At 47.8% G+C, this 17,341-nt stretch carries 13 protein-coding genes; 8 read left to right on the forward strand and 5 right to left on the reverse strand.

All coding sequences use genetic code 11. The features are described from left to right. Nucleotides 1-140: 140 nt before the first annotated feature. Nucleotides 141-2,147: a sensor histidine kinase gene (locus GO755_RS03725; protein WP_157583203.1), complete on the reverse strand. Its 2,007-nt coding sequence runs from the start codon at nt 2,145-2,147 to the stop codon at nt 141-143. 330 nt (nt 2,148-2,477) lie between these two features. Here GO755_RS03725 and GO755_RS03730 point away from each other — a divergent pair, with 330 nt between their 5' ends. Further along, a complete protein-coding gene (locus GO755_RS03730; protein ID WP_157583204.1) occupies nt 2,478-4,040 on the forward strand; it encodes a sensor histidine kinase in 1,563 nt (520 codons plus the stop codon). A 101-nt stretch (nt 4,041-4,141) separates the two neighbouring features. On the opposite strand, the gene GO755_RS03735 is transcribed toward GO755_RS03730, so the two are convergent. Continuing rightward, complete coding sequence (locus GO755_RS03735; RefSeq protein ID WP_157583205.1) at nt 4,142-4,774, reverse strand: TetR/AcrR family transcriptional regulator; 633 nt, start codon at nt 4,772-4,774, stop codon at nt 4,142-4,144. 47 nt (nt 4,775-4,821) lie between these two features. Here GO755_RS03735 and GO755_RS03740 point away from each other — a divergent pair, with 47 nt between their 5' ends. Further along, nucleotides 4,822-5,388 carry a cupin domain-containing protein gene (locus GO755_RS03740; RefSeq protein WP_157583206.1) on the forward strand — a complete coding sequence of 189 codons (567 nt, stop codon included), beginning with the start codon at nt 4,822-4,824 and terminating at the stop codon, nt 5,386-5,388. A gap of 106 nt (nt 5,389-5,494) precedes the next feature. Here the strand turns inward: GO755_RS03740 and GO755_RS03745 are convergent, their stop codons facing one another. Together GO755_RS03745 and GO755_RS03750 are read right to left on the reverse strand one after the other, a co-directional pair. Further along, nucleotides 5,495-6,454: a DUF4595 domain-containing protein gene (locus GO755_RS03745; RefSeq protein ID WP_198174742.1), complete on the reverse strand. Its 960-nt coding sequence runs from the start codon at nt 6,452-6,454 to the stop codon at nt 5,495-5,497. Nucleotides 6,455-6,683: 229 nt separating this feature from the next. Further along, entirely contained in the window at nt 6,684-7,088 is a 405-nt protein-coding gene (locus tag GO755_RS03750) for a globin domain-containing protein (protein WP_157583208.1), read from the reverse strand. Nucleotides 7,089-7,426: 338 nt separating this feature from the next. On the opposite strand from GO755_RS03750, the gene GO755_RS03755 reads away from it, so the two are divergent. From GO755_RS03755 to GO755_RS03765, 3 genes are all read left to right on the forward strand, one after another. Next, complete coding sequence (locus GO755_RS03755) at nt 7,427-8,200, forward strand: LytR/AlgR family response regulator transcription factor (protein ID WP_157583209.1); 774 nt, start codon at nt 7,427-7,429, stop codon at nt 8,198-8,200. Beyond that, entirely contained in the window at nt 8,185-11,208 is a 3,024-nt protein-coding gene (locus tag GO755_RS03760; protein ID WP_157583210.1) for a ligand-binding sensor domain-containing protein, read from the forward strand. Before GO755_RS03755 ends, GO755_RS03760 begins: the two co-directional genes overlap by 16 nt. 244 nt (nt 11,209-11,452) lie before the next feature. Beyond that, nucleotides 11,453-12,394, forward strand: coding sequence for a hypothetical protein (locus tag GO755_RS03765; RefSeq protein WP_157583211.1), 942 nt, complete (start codon nt 11,453-11,455; stop codon nt 12,392-12,394). 409 nt (nt 12,395-12,803) lie between these two features. Here the strand turns inward: GO755_RS03765 and GO755_RS41775 are convergent, their stop codons facing one another. Continuing rightward, complete coding sequence (locus tag GO755_RS41775) at nt 12,804-12,926, reverse strand: hypothetical protein (RefSeq protein WP_262886978.1); 123 nt, start codon at nt 12,924-12,926, stop codon at nt 12,804-12,806. Nucleotides 12,927-13,053: 127 nt separating this feature from the next. Here GO755_RS41775 and GO755_RS03770 point away from each other — a divergent pair, with 127 nt between their 5' ends. From GO755_RS03770 to GO755_RS03780, 3 genes are all read left to right on the forward strand, one after another. Continuing rightward, nucleotides 13,054-15,369 (forward strand): YCF48-related protein, encoded by a 2,316-nt coding sequence (locus tag GO755_RS03770; protein ID WP_157583212.1) that lies wholly within the window; start codon nt 13,054-13,056, stop codon nt 15,367-15,369. A gap of 135 nt (nt 15,370-15,504) precedes the next feature. After that, on the forward strand, nt 15,505-16,476 hold the full coding sequence (locus GO755_RS03775) for an aldo/keto reductase (protein WP_157583213.1): 972 nt from the start codon (nt 15,505-15,507) through the stop codon (nt 16,474-16,476). A gap of 102 nt (nt 16,477-16,578) precedes the next feature. After that, the gene (locus GO755_RS03780; protein ID WP_227686846.1) at nt 16,579-17,331 is read left to right on the forward strand and encodes a helix-turn-helix domain-containing protein; all 753 of its coding nucleotides are present in this window, start codon (nt 16,579-16,581) and stop codon (nt 17,329-17,331) included. Nucleotides 17,332-17,341: the final 10 nt, after the last annotated feature.

Here is a 17,341-nt window from a genome sequence, read left to right on the forward strand (position 1 = left end):
TGTAGTCATTTGACTACAAATATACATGTAGTTATTTGGCTACGCAAATTTCTCTTTGAAATCAGTGAAGAATTATCCCAAAGTGGGGCTGTGTGCGATGATACGGATTAGTCTCTGGCGTGGTAATAAGTAGGCAATTACTAAACCGGAAGATACACACTAAACGTAGCTCCCTGGCCAGGCTGGCTACTTGCCGTAATGGCCCCACCGTGGTTTTCCACCACCCGCTGACAAATCGCTAATCCTATGCCAGTGCCTGCATACTCGTTCTTGCCATGAAGGCGCTGGAACACCTGGAAAATGCGATCCGTATACTTTTCATCAAACCCGATCCCGTTATCTTCTACATTGATTTGATGATACAGCGAGGCTACTACATCAGGCCTCACGCCAGGTGGTAACTCGCTCCGTGATCGCTGGGAATACGCAATACGGATCTGAGGGGATTGGCCAGGGATCACAAACTTGATGGCATTCGTTAGTAAGTTCTGAAACAGCTGGCCCAGTTGTGACTCGTCTCCTCGGATCACCGGCAGCGTATCTACGCTAAGTTTTGCACCCGATTGGCTAATCTCCCAATCCAGTGTGGTGAGTACTTCAGTTATAATGGACTCAAGCGAAATGAGTCTGAAGGTCTGTTGGCGGGTCGTTATGCGTGAGTAGGTCAGCAGCGCTTTAATGAGTGTGGACATACGGGCGCCAGCAGCCGTGATGCGTTGTAAGTGATCTTTGGTCGCTGCATTCAGGTGCTCATCCAGTTGTTGCGTGAGTAGCGTACTGAACGATTGAATTTTGCGCAACGGCTCCTGCAAATCGTGGCTGGCCACGTAGGCAAAGGTTTGCAAATTATCATTAGATCGTTTCAGATCCGCGTTGGCCTGACTTAAATCATGGGTACGGGCTTTTACCCGCTCTTCCAGCTCAGCGGACAGATGCCGGTAGCGTTCTTCGCTCTGGCGAAGGGCTTCTTCGGCACTCTTCCGTTCGGTCACGTCGCTGGCCGTACCAAACCATTCCTGGATATTGCCCTGCTCATCCAGAATGGGGACAGCCCGCGAGAAGGTCCAGCCCACACTTCCATCTGCCTGAATAACCTGGTGTTCCAATTCGAACACCCGTTTGCCCGAAATAGCTGCTTCGATGGCTTTTTCTACCTGAATCTGGTCCTCTGCCGGAATATATTTCAGCAGCCAGTCGCGGCTGGGCTCCTGGGTATCCATCAAAAACGTTTTTCCGTCCAGTTGATTCATTTGCCGCCAGTCGGCACTCATGGTGTAAACCACGTCTGAACTGGCCGTCACAAACAAACGGAAACGCTCTTCACTAACCTGTAAAGCAGCTTCAGCCTGCTTACTATCGGTAATGTCCCGAGTCGTGCCAGCTATGGCTTCTACCTCTCCCTTCTCATTGAAAATAGGGGCAAATACGTAGTCGTACATGCGTTTACCCAGAGTGGCATGCGGAAAGGATACCTCGCCCCGAATGGGTTGTTTAGTCGCTACCACCTGGTCGATTTCCCGTTCGTGCATCTGAGCGTGCCAGGGTTCGTACCCATTTTCCAGTAGTCCTTTACCGATCGATTCTTCCCAGCTACTGCCCCACATATTCAGCAGCGCCTGATTCGCGTAAGTAAACCGATAGTTCAGATCAAAGGCATAGACCAGGTCAGGCGTACTGGCTGTAATGGCTTCATAAATCCGCTGCTGGCGCTGGGCAGCCTGACGGACTTTTTCCTCCCGTTGGTGGTCCAGTATCTGCGGGGGTACCTCCTGAGCCACACCTGCAAAGCGGTAGAGGTCACCGGTTTCTGAAAAGTAAGCTCTGCCGTAGAAGCGCACCCACCGTCGCTGGCCGTCGTCGGCGCCTAGGGTGCGGAAGGTTTGATCGTATTGCCCAGTCGATTGAGGATTTTTCGCCCACTGCATAGCCTCCCTGACCCGGCTTACATCCTCGGGATGAATATACTGGATAACCTGCTCAAACGGCAGCGTATTATCTTGGCCGAAACCGAATAGTTCCCGGCATCGGTCATCCCAGATGATCTGGTTGGTTTTTAGGTCTGCTTCCCAAACGCCCAGACCGGTCGCTTGTAAGGCAAAGTTTATGTCTAATCGCTCAATGAGCGTTTGCTTGTCGAAGCCAGGCATTGATGTTAAATGAACAGATGTAGAAACAGACCAGCAAGGAATAATTAATAATAGACATTTTGGTAAAAATGTTCATCTAACTCATCCAGGGGATCGCTTCGGCGAATCCTGCACCGAAGATGCGTATAAGCCCATCGTTCGTAGTGGGCGAGAACTTGGACGCAGCCTTTAACCCTCGTAAATAACTAACTGAAAATTAAGCAGCGATAAGAGTAGTTAACGAACGAACTGATTTGTCTATAAATTAGCTCCCTATTTAGCGATTGATATTCGCTCTACTAGCCCATAAATCCTAATCAATAACGTTAAAGAAGGTGAAGTTACTTGATTATGAATATACCCGTAACCAGTAGCGATCGATTGGCCACCAATTCGCTACTTCTTAATGCGATGCCCGGTAAGCATCTAATCCTGTTGCCCGATGAGTTGACGTTTCCCATTGTGGCCGTCTCAGATGATTACCTAACCGCCTTTGGCCTTCAGCGTGAGGGCTTGGTCGGGTATGGCGTGTTCGAACTGTTCTTTAAGGATGAGATCAATGCGGCCATTGCCCCACGACTCCAGCAATCGCTGATCCAGGTCATCCGAACAAAACAGACGCACATTATGGCCGATCAGCTCCACCAGTGGCCTAATGCCCAGACGGGTGCATTGGTGGAGCGTACCTGGCGTCCAGTTAATAAGCCGGTTATCGATAGTGATGGGCAACTGGCCTATATTATTCATACGGTGGAAGATATCACGCCAGAGGTGCAGTTGATGGAGGTCGCGCAGGCAAACTGGTATCTACAAACCATCATCAATTCGTTTAAAGAACCTATGCAGGTGCTTCAACCCGTTGTTGAAAACGGCGAGATCATTGACTTTTGCTTTAAGCTCACCAATCAGGCCTATGCTGCCTATGCCAACACCACGCCAGAACAATTGCAGGGCAAGCGGGTAGGGGAGGTTTTTCCTGGCTATTTCGAAACGGTGAGCTTTACCAACCCGGTTGAAACCTATAAAACGGGCCAACCACTTACCTTTGACATTCACTATGACAAAGATGGGCTCGATCTGTATAATGTCATGAGCACGGTCAAGCTGGATGATGAGGTAGTTATCCACTTTACCGATTTTACCCGTGTGCGGCAATTACAAAGTCAGCTCGAAAGTAAGATTGACGAATTGAACCGCTCCAACGCTAATTTACAGCAGTTTGCCTACATAGCCAGTCATGATTTGCAGGAGCCGCTGCGTAAAATTCAATCGTTCAGTTCCCTGTTGGCCAGTCAATTGGATGATCAGTTAACCCCAACCAGTCACGACTACCTTCAGCGCATCAGCCATGCAGGTGCCCGTATGTCTACGCTAATTAAGGATTTGCTGGCGTATTCGCGGATATCTGCCCAACAGCAGGATTTCGGCCCCGTTTCTCTGGCTACCGTAATAGCCGACGTACTAACCACGCTCGACTGGACAATTAGTCAGGAAAAGGCTAGGGTCGAAGTTGACGCCTTGCCAATCGTAACCGGTGATGCGTCTCAACTAGGTCAACTGTTTCAGAATCTACTCTCGAATGCGTTGAAATTTCGTGAGCCCAATCAACCGCCACGAGTGGAAGTACGAAGTGCTCTTCTGACCCGGAGTGAATTGCCTCTGGCCGTCAGGCCAACTAGCTCCGCGACTCAGTTTCACTGCATTAGTGTGCGCGATGAAGGAATTGGCTTTGATCCCCGGTATGTGGATCGCATTTTTCAGGTCTTTCAGCGGTTGCACGGAAAGCAGACATATGCTGGTACGGGTGTCGGCTTGGCCATCTGCCAACAAGTGGCGAACAATCATGGTGGTGGAATCACAGCCACCAGCGCGCCTGGCGAAGGGGCTACCTTCTGGGTGTATTTGCCTGTCTGATTCAGGCAATCTTTGTGGGACCGTTGGCATTCCACTGAGCTGGCATTTTACTGGGCTGGCACTCCACTGGGCTGGCATTCCAGTCGGGTTTGCCCCATTTTTTATGTCAACTCCCTGAGGAATTTTTCGATGTCGGTCTTTCCCTTTTCGGAGGCAACTAGCTCCAGTAGACCGGCCAGTCGGCGCAGGTAGGTATGCACGGCTGTAGTTTCATCGTCAATCAGCCCGTCAAGTGTTGCCTCGCATAGCCATAGTCGGGCAGTGGCGGCTAATGTGCCAAACAGTGTCTCCATTTTCGCTTCTGAAAGTGGCGATAGGTAACCTTCGCTTACCAGTCCGTTCAGCTCATGTGTAAAGGATTGTCGCCTTGAAGCTTGCCCCTGCTGGTATTGGTGCGCAAAGGCAATATCCTGCTTGAGCCACAACGGAAGACTTAGGAAAAACGCCCGGTATTGATATTGATTGAAATACATTCGTCTATTCATGTCCAGGAAACCGTATAGGCCAGACTCTTTCGGTTGATCTAATAACTCACCATTAGATACAGTTAATCGGTGAGCCAGCTCGGCTAACAAGTCATTCTTGGTCGGAAAATAATAGGTGATATGACCGCCCTTCACATTCAATTCTTTTGCCAGTTCGCGTACCCCGACATACTCCACCCCATGTGCATTGTACATTTCGATTGCCTTATTGACAATGAGTTCTCGGGTGGATTGTTTAGATTTTGACATTGTCAAGTTTTGTCTATAATTTTGACACTGTCAAAAATAAGAAAAGTATGGAACAAGTAAAAAACCAGATCCAACTCCCGTTAACAATTGTCAACGGCCCTGGAGATGTCATCATCTTCCAGCGGTATTATAAAAATAAAAAAGGACAGCAAGCCGTAGAAGTAGAAAATACGATACCTCCCAAAGGTGGGCCACCTATGCATGTGCATTATCGGCAGGATGAATCCCTTACCGTGATAGCCGGGACAATGGGTATTAAAGAACCAGGACAGCCCGAACGGTATATCACGGTTGGCCAAACTGTAGTATGGAAGGCCGGCCAGCCGCACAAGTTCTGGAACGCTGGTACCGATACGCTGCACTGCACAGGCTGGGTTGCCCCTGTAGATAGTTTCATTTTCCTGTTATCCGAGATCCATAAATCTGTGAATGCCGGTAATGGCAAGCCCAGTCTATTTGATATCGCGTATCTAATGAGACGGTATAAGTCCGAATTTTACATGTTAGAGATACCCGCTTTTGTCCAGGCAACCTTCTTTCCCTTTATGATATTCATCGGCAGCTTGTTGGGTAAGTACAAAAAGTATGCGGATGCTCCGGAACCTGTCCAGTAAGTCTGGTTCTCTTTCGGATGGACTTGCTGCCTTTTACTGGACACGTCTTTTTCGATCTTAACGTATTGTCCAGTAAAAGACAGTAAGTCCGCAACACTGGGCAAGCTCATTTGTTGAGGTCTGTTACCAAATACCCGAATGGCTTGGTCTCGAGTAACAAAGATTTACGCGCATCTACTTCTTTTCGTTCGGTTACATACCCATCCGTGTTGAGGGTGTAGGTAAAGAATGAACTGCTAACATGCTGATTGGTTGGTAGTTTAGTTTGCGTCACACTCGCTACCAAATGCTTACTGGGCTTGCCGAAAATTGGCAGATAAACTTCAGGGACTGGTTGCCCTTCATTTTGCGAATGGGGAACAGGAAGGTGGGCCCAACTGGTGTTTAGCGGGTTTTTGTCGGCCAGGACTGTGCTCCGAGATGATTGATTTTGGTCGTAGGTGAGAGTAAGTTCGTGTACAGCTACACCATCCTGTTTCCCGACACGGTCGTAGGTGATTGTTTTAATTAGATCATCATCGGCATTATAGGTGTATTCGGTCCGATTTGAGCTGTCCCAATACAAGTGCTGGCAAGTTTTGAGTTGACCTTTGGTCGTATACGTATAATACCACATGGTCGTTAATTCATGCTGCTTGTAATAGGCCACGTTTTCTTCGATCATAAGATAGCCGATCTGTGTCGATCTGTGACAGCGCCCAGTTGCATCATCGATCCAATATGCATCATAAAAAACGGGCTGATTATCTATGTAAGAGTACGCATCGATCCGATGGTCGGCATCGTCGTAGCTGTATTCCCGACGGTATTTTGTGTTGCCACGGGCATCTGCTCCAGAGGTTACCCGTTTCAATCGCCCATCATTGTAATAGGTCAGTGTTGCATCCCCATGTCTGGTAAGTTTATATACTTTAGGAAGCGCAGATAAGCGGGCACTGTTTGCTAATTCTGACGAGGTAACTACTGGCTGATCAGGAATAACCAGCTTGTTTTCCTGGCAGGACGTAAACCCAATCAGGACGACCAGGCTGGCGATTGCCATATTTTTTTGAAATAATGCGTTCATGTGTAGTGTGTTGTTTATTGTTGAGCAAAGGTGAGGTTGACAGAGGTCGCTAATCAAAAATTTAAGCACCATTGGTCCTGTCTGGCTATTGAATCGTAGCCAATTCGCAATGAATTGTTTTAGCGTCATCAGTTACTCGTTTGCCTTGAGCTTGTCAATACATGGAACACAAAAAAGCCCTCCGACGTGAACGGCGGAAGGCTTTTCATAAAGTCTTGACATAAACGTTCTAGTCATTTTCCCGCATGGATTGGGCCAGATTGTCATAACACGCTACCCAGGCCTGTTGCACGGCATTGTTCCAGTCATTGCCCAGGCCTCGTTCGAGTGTCCATAACAAGGCTTCTTTCACTGCCACATAGTGCTCGGGCTTTACACCATACCCTTTATGACTCCGGGCTAACTGACCAATTTCCTGTGCCACGGTAGTGGGGCGATCCAGACGAGCCACGATGATACTAAGCATGTCAACAAACTTTTTATATTGACTTTCCATCGAACCAGTAAACATGGGTCGCAGTGCCGGGTAGGTGATGAATAATTGTCCATAGAAGACATCACCCAGCACAGTTGGGTCTACCTCACGCAGGAGTTTCCAGGTTTGTTGAACGAGTTGAAGTTGTTGATTCGTCATGGGAAACCTTCTCAATAGGTTATTTAACAGTGGTTGAGTGTAAATGACTACATAAATACGTCTGTCGCCAATTTTTCTCCCACGACTCGTCGATATTGACTGTTCAGTGGCACGAAACCAGAGTCTAGTGGAATTGGTGGAGTAAGTGAAGTAGGTGGAATGAGTATACTGGTCACTTACTCCGCCTACTCCACTCACTCCACCAATTACTGCTAGATGACTCGTCCGGAATTTTGCGTCATTAAACTTGTATTCACTACGGTTCGTTGTCGAAAACTTGCGATTGGCGACTGAAACCGAAAGATTTAGACTAGATTTCCCGCTAGAACCTTCCCGCCATGAATGCACTCCTAATTGAAGACGAAAAGCTAGTTGCTCTTGAGCTGACGGCCAGTATTGCCGAAGTCGATCCAACCATTAAGATTGTAGGCACCGTCGGTAGCGTAAAAACGGCCCTGCGGTGGTTTGCCGAAAACGCGGAGCCCGATGTGATCTTTGCCGATATTCAACTTTCTGATGGGATCAGTTTTACCATTTTCGATAAGTTTAAGATAACCTGCCCCATTATTTTTACCACAGCCTATAATGAGTATGCTATTCAGGCCTTTAAAGTAAATGGCATCGACTACCTGCTCAAACCCGTCGACTGGGATGAGCTTCGGCAGGCCATTGCTAAAGCCCGATCCTTAACCAAAAATCAGAATAAGACAGCTATCGATGTACAGAAATTACTGAATGCGTTAAGTATACCCACTATCAGCAAACCTACCTATAAGGAACATTTTTTAGGAAACGCCCGGAATAGCTGGGTACCTGTCCGGGTAACTGATATTGCCTGCATTCTGCGCGATGAACTAAACTTTATGATCACCAATGCCGGGGAGCGTTATATTCTGGATTACGCGACACTCGATGAAATTGAATCGTTGCTCAACCCCGCTCAGTTTTACCGCGCCAGCCGCCATTGCCTGGTCAATATCAACGCGGTGCAGAGTGTGAAGGGGCTGGCAAATCTGAAACTTCTTCTTGTTCTGAAAAGTCCCAATCATCAGGTTGCTATCGACATCAGCCGCGACAAGGCTCCTTCCTTCAAGAAATGGCTGGAGCAATAATCCGTACCTGTTTTTGGCTGGCCTGCCTGCTGATTTGCCTGGCTGGACCCTTGTCCGGCCAGCAGCGACCCGTTCATGTTGAATTCGGGCACATTCGAGAGCAGGATGGGATTTTGTTGCAGTCGATCACCTGTTTCCAGCAAGACCGCGATGGCTTCCTTTGGGTAGGTACCAACAACGGCCTCAACCGTTATGACGGTACGCATATTGTTAGGTTCCGGCACCAGCAAAACAATCCAAACTCCCTGCTTAATAACCAGATTTATGCTCTCTGTGAAGATAAACAGGGGAACATCTGGGCCGCTTTCGAGAATGGGGTTAGTTGTTTTGATAAAGCTACAGGCCAGTTTCGTCATATTACTACCGTTCAAAACCAACTCCTGGGCATTTGCAAAAATATTCGGTGCGACAGGGCGGGTAATGTGTGGTTTACGAGTCGCCATCGGGGATTGTTTTGCTATGAGACGAAAAGCGGAACCGTGCAGTACTTCCCCTGTTACCCAGCCGACAGAACGGGGGGAGTCCATACGCTACCCAACGGCCTGGTCGAAGATCCTTTTCAGCCTGGTTTCTGGATGGCTGAGATTCATGGAATTCGCTACTTCGACACGGTCCGGCGACAGTTTACGACCTGTCGGAAAAACCCTGAAAAACTCTCCATTTTTACGCCGAATGACGTCTCCGCCCTGGCCATCGACGGCAATCACCTGTTGATTGCCGATCATACAGATCAATGCATTGTGCTATACGATCTGCAACACCAGCGGATTCTAAAGCGCATTAAACCCACTAATCCAAAGGACCGCGAAGACTTCTATGTGGCCAGTATCTTCGTTGACCGGCGGCACAATCTGTGGGTGAGCACATGGGATACCCGATCTTTTTACATTGATGCGCAAACGGATCAGTTTACCAGTTTGAGTCATGCGAAATCGGAGCCTACCGCCCTGGGTGCCGACATCATCTGGGGCGCCTGGCAGCACCCCGACAGTTCCGTTTGGCTGGCTACCGTAAACGGTATTGCCTATACGAATCCAGAGCGGGCACTGTATGACATCTATGATCTGGCGGCCCTGTTTCCAGCCCTGCCTGATGAGCGAGGCCTGATCAGCTTTGTCGAAGACGCAGACGGCTCGTGGTGGCTGGGCTCGTCAATTCGGGGGTTATTGCACTATGTGCCAGCGACTAACCAGCTCGACGTATACCGTCTGCCGAATCGCACGGCTAAATATCCCTGGGGAATGCCGGTTACAGGGTTGAGTCGGCGGGGAAACGAACTGTTTATAGGCTCTGACCATGCGGTTTATCGCTTTGACAGTCAAACGCATCAATTTCGGGAAATTTCGTTACCCCCCGAAGCCAGATCGATTTATTTGCGCTCATTTCGACTTCAGGGTGATCGATATTGGGTATTTGGTGACGGCAAACGGGCCTTTGCCTACGATATACCCAGTGCGCGCTGGCAGGTCTACCCGATTCAATCCATAAGCCAGGACCCTCGTTTTCTGGTTCGCCAATCTCTGCTTGATCGGCATGGGCAGTTGTGGCTCGACATCTATCCCGAAGGTTTTGCGCGCTTTGATTCCCAGCAGCATGGCTTTGTCGTGACCGACACCCGGCAGGCCGATTATGAAACCACAATTTGTTCGCTGGCCGAAGATCCAAACGGTGCATTCTTGATGGCAACCACCATGCATGGTCTGGTGCAATACGATCCCGTCAGTCGCCGGGATTCCGTTCGGGCTGAAAATGAATCGATGACCCTAAGCCAGTCAACAGCCGCGCTGCCCGACCGTTTCGGTAATATCTGGGTGGCCGATTTCAATGTTTTTTCCGTGATCACCCAGGCAAAAAAACAGGTGCTCAACTTTACACTACCCATCAACGTAAACACCGCCCGCTACGAATCGTACCTGTTTCCTATGCGTAACGGGCATATTCTATCGGCTCAGAAAGGGCACCTGGTCGAGTTTAAACCCGAAAATCTGGGCTTGTCGCCTTTACGCCAAACCGTATTGCTCAACCGTTTACTTCTGCCCGATACAACCCGGATACTTTATGGCGATACACTTCCCGTTCACCTGAACGTCGAAGAAAATTCATTTTCGATTGAGTTTAGCGTCCTGTCGGCCACAACAAAGCACCGGTACTTGTACAAACTGGAAGGTTACGACGAAGACTGGAACGAAGCAAATGGACAAACACGCGCCAGCTACACCAGGATAGGGGGCGGTGATTATACGTTCAGAGTCAAAGCGGTGGTTGGCGAAACCGAAACAGGCGAAACCCATTTACCCATCCATATTGACACGCCCGTCTACAACACCGGCTGGTTTAGGGCCGCCCTTCTGACTTTGGTGTTGGGACTTATGTACTGGTTTTACCGACACCGGGTCCGGCAAACTGCCCGATTGCATCATTTTCAGATTCAGACGACGCGTCTGGAGCGCGATAAAGCCCAGATTCAGTACCAAAACCTCATCAACCACCTCAACCCTCATTTTCTGTTCAATAGCTTAACTTCCCTCAACAGTCTGATCATCACGAAACCGAAAGAAGCCTCGGTGTTTCTACGAAAATTATCTGTGATTTATCGGTATATTTTACAAAATAAAAATAAGGAACTCGTCAGCCTACAGGACGAACTGAGCTTTGCCCAGAACTACATTGATTTACAGACAACCCGGTTTGGTAAGGCGTTGCAGATTACTGTTAGTATAGATTCGGTGTATTTAACTACTCAAATTGTGCCCGTTACCATCCAGAATCTATTGGAAAATACCATCAAGCACAACATCCTTGATGACGAAAATCCCCTTTATATCCGGATTTATACCGAAGAAGATACCCTATTTGTGGTGAACACCTTGCAGAAGAAAGACTTCGTAGAAACGTCGAACAAGCAGGGGCTGGCCAGCTTAAAATCCCTCTACGGCTATCTGAGTAAGCGGCCGGTTCTGGTAACCGAAACAGCCACCCATTTTCTGGTAGGAGTGCCCTTACTCTGAATGTCGATCTACCGGACGGGGTAAACCAGTTGCATCGTCTAAAGTGACCTAGCGCCCAAAATAGCCTGATTCGTTTGTAAAACGGTTCATGGCTAATCCATTACTGTTGAACTACTAAAAAGTTGCTATTGGACTTGAAATTTTTGAGAAGCGAGGCTCTCATTCGCACGTTTGTATCGGCAAAACGAAACTGCCAAAGGAAACGCCGAAAACCTAACAGAGTAGGTAAAACAACAAAGTAACTATGAAACAATCTGTAAAAATTATCCCCTTTTTTCTGTGTTTTTCCGCTTTGACTGGGCTGATGGCCTGTGAGCGTGAAACTGCCGAATCGCTGGTTCAGCCCGAGGCTGAGCAACAAACCGTTAGTCTTGCTGGTGGTATTGTGGTAAACACAACCAAATACCTGCTCACAAAACATGGTACTACTGTGCTATCCTATGATACGGATGGCAGATTAAAGAAAGTTACCCTTAGTCCAACCCATTATATTGACTATACCTACCAGGATGGAGAGTACAAGAGGGTTTTCACGAAAGAATATAATGACAACAAGCTGGATGTAGCCACAACCTATTATATCCACCGGGCACAAGCAGCAAATTCTTCAGGTTACATTCCAGTTCCGCCCAAAGGTTCTTACTACGAAAATTACCCTGACCAGTGTTATTATGTTGAGACCGAACGCTATATGCATTACCCGTTAGGAGATAAAACCATAAAAACGAATTGTCTGTATACCTATAATGATAAGGGGCAAATTGCAAAGGTGTATTTGGGTAACTGGCCAGAGCCAGACAACTTTATCGACTTTGCCTACAATACAAATGGTGATTTACTAAAAGCAACCGAGTATACTCCCCAAAAGGTCAAGATTCGTGAATCTACGTTTGAATACACCGCCTTTGGCGATCCGATCCGCAACGACCGGACTGTATTCAATCCTGAGGAATTGCAGGTAGATCCTTACGCAACGGTTTTTGGCAAATACAGCAATCACCTGGCACGGGCCAAAAAAATAGAGGCTTTTGCGCCGTACAGCTTAGAAAGTAATTACTACTATCAATACCTCATCAACTCAGATGGTTATGTAACAAAACGAGATACGTATACCATTTCGAACGCGCAATTGATCCAATCAACACCCTACGAGTATTTGGTTACCTCCCCCAGGAATACGCAATAGCGTTTCTGTTCATGTTTAAGCAGGTATAGAATACGCGATTTTCAAGGGGCTATTTGATGCGAAACGGGCGAAAGTTAGATTAGCCTAATCGGTTTAACCGCCGGAGATTTTATTCGACTTCTACATGGAGTGACTGCCATACAACGTTGTCCCGTATATGCATCTACGTTAGACTTAATACGCGACCTCAGCTAAATTGCGACTAGTTTCAGGAATCTTGTATAGTGAAAATCCCTCCGACGTAAACTCCGGAGGGATTTTTCATTGAGACTGTATAATCTTTCTTTTTTAAGTTAAAAAGTGTTTTTAATCGTAGTACCGCCCGTCCCGGTCGGGCGAGAGACAGTTGGATACACGCCCGACCGGGACGGGCGGTACTACAACACTTTTCGGTGCCATTCTGGAAAGTTTAAACAGCTTCATTAAAAGGAATGGCAGCCTGATTAGCGCAGAAATAAATACCCGCACGGCTGAAAGGGCGAAAACGACTGATGCCAAATTGACCACGATTCGACCGGCGAATTGTTGCCACTCATGGTGAAACATTTGAAAGGCCGCCACCTCACTGCACACATTTGTATCATCGAGCAACTCAGCAAATGATCTGAGGATGCTCCAGTCAACCAACATTCACTTTCCTTCTTTATCAGACATTACTCATGAACAAACTAATTGTATGCCAAATCAGTACGATCCTGTGTGGCCTGTCGGCAATTGTTATCCATTCCAGAGCGGATATGGTTTCCAATAGCAAGTTAATCGGAGCTGCGTTGGGGCTACTCAGTGCTATTTTCGGAACTCAGTGGATCGAATACCGAAAGCGGCAGGACGTGGGCGCTGCCCAATCTGGCTGGTCGGCCTGGATACGACGTTTCCTGTTTAGCTGCCTATTCGGGTTAACCATGTTGACCGCCAGGGCACAAACCGACTGGACCAATCGTCCCCAGGTCACAAGCCAGATTTTCGCCGATATTGCTTATGGAGATGGCAAATACGTAGCCGTGGTGGGGAATGATAATAAGGTTATCCGCTCAACTGACCAGGGATTTACCTGGACAACACAGGACGTAGGCGCATCAGGCGCTATGTATGCCATTGTTTATGCCAATAGCCAGTTTGTAGCGGTGGGCAACAGTGGCCACATAATCACATCAACCGATGGCCTGACGTGGAATGCCCACGAATCTGGTACAAACCAGCACTTGAGAGATATTACCTATAATTCGTACAGCGGTTTTGTGGCAGTCGGTTTCAACGGCGCCATCGTCATGTCTGTAGATGGCCAGACGTGGGTGCCGCGGAACTCAGGGACAACTCAGCGTTTTAATGGAGTAGCTTATGGTAGTGGCAAACTCGTCGTTGTAGGTGATGGGGGCCTGATTATGACTTCGGCTGATAAAGGCGTAACCTGGACGCCCAGAGTAGCCAATGTGCCTTATACGCTGAACGGAATCACGGGAGAAAGTATTGGAAATTTTGTTGCGGTAGGAACGAACAATAGCATTGTTACCTCGCCAGATGGTGTGGTGTGGACTAAACGAGTTGCATCGCTCAATAGCACAACACTCATTCTAAAGGTGGCCCGTAATACAGCGACGGGCAGTTATGTCGCGCTCACAACAACGAACAACAAAGTTCTTACGTCGCCAAATGGCATCACCTGGAGCGAACCAGCGTCCAATACTGGTCTGGGCTCTGGATTGTGTGGACTTCGTTTTCTTAACGGTAAGTTTCTGGCAGGAGGACGGTCAATTTTCTCGTCAGACAATGGAACAGACTGGAATCCACTGACATTCTCCAACGAAATACAGCTTAGTGCTGTGGCTTATGGCAATGGCAGGTATGTCGCTGTGGGTGCATATCGACCCGATTATGGCCCTGTCATTACGCCCGCAGTCAACGTTGCCATAACCTCAGGCGATGGAATCAATTTTTCGATTGGTAACACGTACCACTATAGCAATGGGGCACGAAGTTTTTACGATGTCACCTTTGGGAAAGGGTTATTTGTTGCTGTCGGGGAGGATGCCAATATTCAAACCTCTGTTGATGGGAAGGTATGGGAAAACCAAAAAATCCTGTTAGGACGTACTCTCAAAGGAATCGCCTATGGTGGAGGACTTTTTGTGGCTGTAGGCTATAATGGCGTTATTCTTTTTTCATCCGATGGGAAAACCTGGCTCAAGAATAACAGTGTTTCGGCAACTTACCATTACATGGGTATTACCTATGCCAATGGTCAATTTGTGGCCGTAGGGGCTCAGGGAGTCATTGCCACATCCACAGATGCCATGTCCTGGACCTTCCGCAATAGTGGCACCACCTACCAGTTGAACAGCGTGACCTATGGAAATGGCAAGTGGATTGCAGCTGGCTATAATAGTACGTTTGTTAACTCAACGGATGGTCTTCACTGGTCAAGTTCCCAATTGACTTCTGAGTTACATGCCAATCATATCACTTATGCCAATGGGCAATTTGTAATGGTCGGCCTCGACGGAAAGGTGTTCACTACATCCAATAATGTTTTGTGGTTATCCCCAAATGCCAATACTACGCACCATCTAAACGGCCTGGCGTATGGAAATGGCCTGTTTGTCGCCGTGGGTAATCAGGGAACCATTCTTACATCCCCCAACAATACGCCTGGCTCGTCAAATCTGATCAATCAACGTGCTGATGCTCAAAGTCGGCTGGCTGCAGTCGAGCCCAAATTAGAGGTAAATTTGCAGGCAATGACATACCCGAATCCGGTGGATGAAGAATTCAGTCTTGTCATTGAAGGTGCTATGAACCAGGAGGTTCGCCTATGGCTGGTCGATGGGCAAGGTCGTACCATCGTGGATCGGCAGGTCAATGTAGATCAGAGCCCGTATCGGGAGTCGATGAGTTTAGGCCAACACGAACCAGGCATGTATCTGCTACGAATAAGTACCGCCAGCCAAACTAAAACTCTTAAGCTGCTCAAAAAATGAGTAGCCAGAATTCTAGGAACGTTTAAAGTTGAATGTGCTGCTGATCCATACAGACAAGTAATTTGAGCCGTAGAAGAAAATCAGGAGAGGAGAATAGCACTCATCTTTGTGTCGTCAAATCATTAAACAATAACAATGGCAACGATAACAAAGATAGCTTTAGGCAACAACGGTCCACTCGTCTCTAAACTTGGATTAGGCTGTATGCGCATGTCATCTGTTTGGGGAGCTCCGGCAAAAGATGAACATGAAAGTATCGCGACCATCCAGCAGGCGTTAGATAGTGGCATTAATTTTCTGAATACCGGAGATTTTTACGGTAGTGGCCACAACGAGCTGCTGGTAGGCAAAGCCATCAAAGATCGACGGGATGATGCCTTCATCAGCGTTAAATTTGGTGCCATCTTTTATGGGGGACAATGGCTTGGATTAGACCTGCGTCCTATAGCCATCAAGAATTTCATCAACTATTCGTTGGTTCGTTTGGGTATAGATACAATCGATCTGTATCAGCCATGCCGACTTGATAACTCGGTTCCAATCGAAGATGTAATTGGAACGGTCGCCGACCTGATCAAAGAAGGAAAGGTGCGTTATCTGGGCGTATCTGAAATCACCGCCGATCAATTGCGCAAAGCCCATAGTGTACATCCTGTAACCGCTTTGGAAATAGGCTACTCATTGGCGGATCGACAGATAGAAAGTGACCTCCTTCCTACGGCTAAGGAACTTGGAATAGGGGTTGTAGCCTTTGCCAATACGGCCGAAGGATTACTGACTGGTGAACTGAAAGCACCGCTTCCGGCAAATGATATCCGTAATCACTTCTCGCGTTTTCAGGGCGAAAATCTGATCGAGAATCTGGAAAAAGTCGAGGTGTTAATCCAAATGGCTACCGATAAAGGATACACACCTACACAACTGGCCATTGCCTGGGTGAATGCGCAGGGTGATCATATCATGCCATTGGTCAGCATGAGCCGGCGATCACGGTTACCGGAAAATATGCAGGCCATGGAGATCGTCTTCACACCCGACGAGATGAATACACTGAACACGCAGTTTGCGCCCGGTGCGATATTGGGTGGTACGTATTTGCAGCGATAGTGAGCGATTGTCCAGAAGGACGCGCCAGTTTTAACTAGTTTCATCATGACGAATCCAACGGAAATACTGCCCGGAGTTATCTTTTACTCGTATCTCTCGACCATGAGAAAAGATACTGTCGCATTTCTACAGCACAATACGCTGGTGTTGCAGGTTTCGGGGCAGTTTACCTTGGATACGTCCAGTGAGAAAATCTCGATGCGGCAAGGTGAGATGTTGCTGATCGGCAAAAATCAACTGGGGCAGCTAACCAAAACCCCTTTGCCGGGTGAGGATTACGAAACAATTGTCATTTCCTTACAGGAAGATCTGCTCAGAACAATTGCCCTGGAAGAACAGGTAGCCATACCGCAGAAATACGTTGGCCCATCGAATATTCTTATTCCCGGCAACGATTTTCTGCGGGGCTATTTTCAATCGGTAATTCCTTATGCCCGCAATCCGGCAGACATGATACCGACTGCTATGGGAATTTTGAAAGTAAAGGAGGTCGTCAAGTTGTTGCTGCATACGATGCCTGAGCTCCGTTCTTTTTTGTTCGATTTTTCGGAGCCTTACAAGATCGATCTGGAAAAATTCATGCTCAGCAATTTTAAATTCAATGTTCCGGTTGAAAAATTTGCCCAGCTTACTGGCAGAAGCCTCGCCGGATTTAAGCGTGACTTCAAACGAACATTTGGTACGTCGCCCAGGCATTGGTTACAGGAGAGACGGCTGACAGAAGCCCTTCACCTTCTGGAAAAAAAGAACAAAAAATCATCTGAAATCTACCTCGACTTAGGCTTTGAAAGCCTTTCTCATTTCTCGCATTCGTTTAAGCAAAAGTTCGGCAAAGCGCCTTCACAATGGTTTTAGGGGTGGTCCA

Origin of the sequence: Spirosoma arboris, assembly GCF_009754945.1 — a bacterium.
Classification (GTDB): Bacteria; Bacteroidota; Bacteroidia; order Cytophagales; family Spirosomataceae; genus Spirosoma; species Spirosoma arboris.

Excerpts from the sequence above, each read along its gene's own strand:
- GO755_RS03725 (WP_157583203.1), bottom strand. The coding sequence starts at position 2,147 with ATGCCTGGCTTCGACAAGCAAACGCTCATTGAGCGATTAGACATAAAC.
- GO755_RS03730 (WP_157583204.1), top strand. The coding sequence starts at position 2,478 with ATGAATATACCCGTAACCAGTAGCGATCGATTGGCCACCAATTCGCTA.
- GO755_RS03735 (WP_157583205.1), bottom strand. The coding sequence starts at position 4,774 with ATGTCAAAATCTAAACAATCCACCCGAGAACTCATTGTCAATAAGGCA.
- GO755_RS03740 (WP_157583206.1), top strand. The coding sequence starts at position 4,822 with ATGGAACAAGTAAAAAACCAGATCCAACTCCCGTTAACAATTGTCAAC.
- GO755_RS03745 (WP_198174742.1), bottom strand. The coding sequence starts at position 6,454 with ATGAACGCATTATTTCAAAAAAATATGGCAATCGCCAGCCTGGTCGTC.
- GO755_RS03750 (WP_157583208.1), bottom strand. The coding sequence starts at position 7,088 with ATGACGAATCAACAACTTCAACTCGTTCAACAAACCTGGAAACTCCTG.
- GO755_RS03755 (WP_157583209.1), top strand. The coding sequence starts at position 7,427 with ATGAATGCACTCCTAATTGAAGACGAAAAGCTAGTTGCTCTTGAGCTG.
- GO755_RS03760 (WP_157583210.1), top strand. The coding sequence starts at position 8,185 with ATGGCTGGAGCAATAATCCGTACCTGTTTTTGGCTGGCCTGCCTGCTG.
- GO755_RS03765 (WP_157583211.1), top strand. The coding sequence starts at position 11,453 with ATGAAACAATCTGTAAAAATTATCCCCTTTTTTCTGTGTTTTTCCGCT.
- GO755_RS03770 (WP_157583212.1), top strand. The coding sequence starts at position 13,054 with ATGAACAAACTAATTGTATGCCAAATCAGTACGATCCTGTGTGGCCTG.
- GO755_RS03775 (WP_157583213.1), top strand. The coding sequence starts at position 15,505 with ATGGCAACGATAACAAAGATAGCTTTAGGCAACAACGGTCCACTCGTC.
- GO755_RS03780 (WP_227686846.1), top strand. The coding sequence starts at position 16,579 with ATGAGAAAAGATACTGTCGCATTTCTACAGCACAATACGCTGGTGTTG.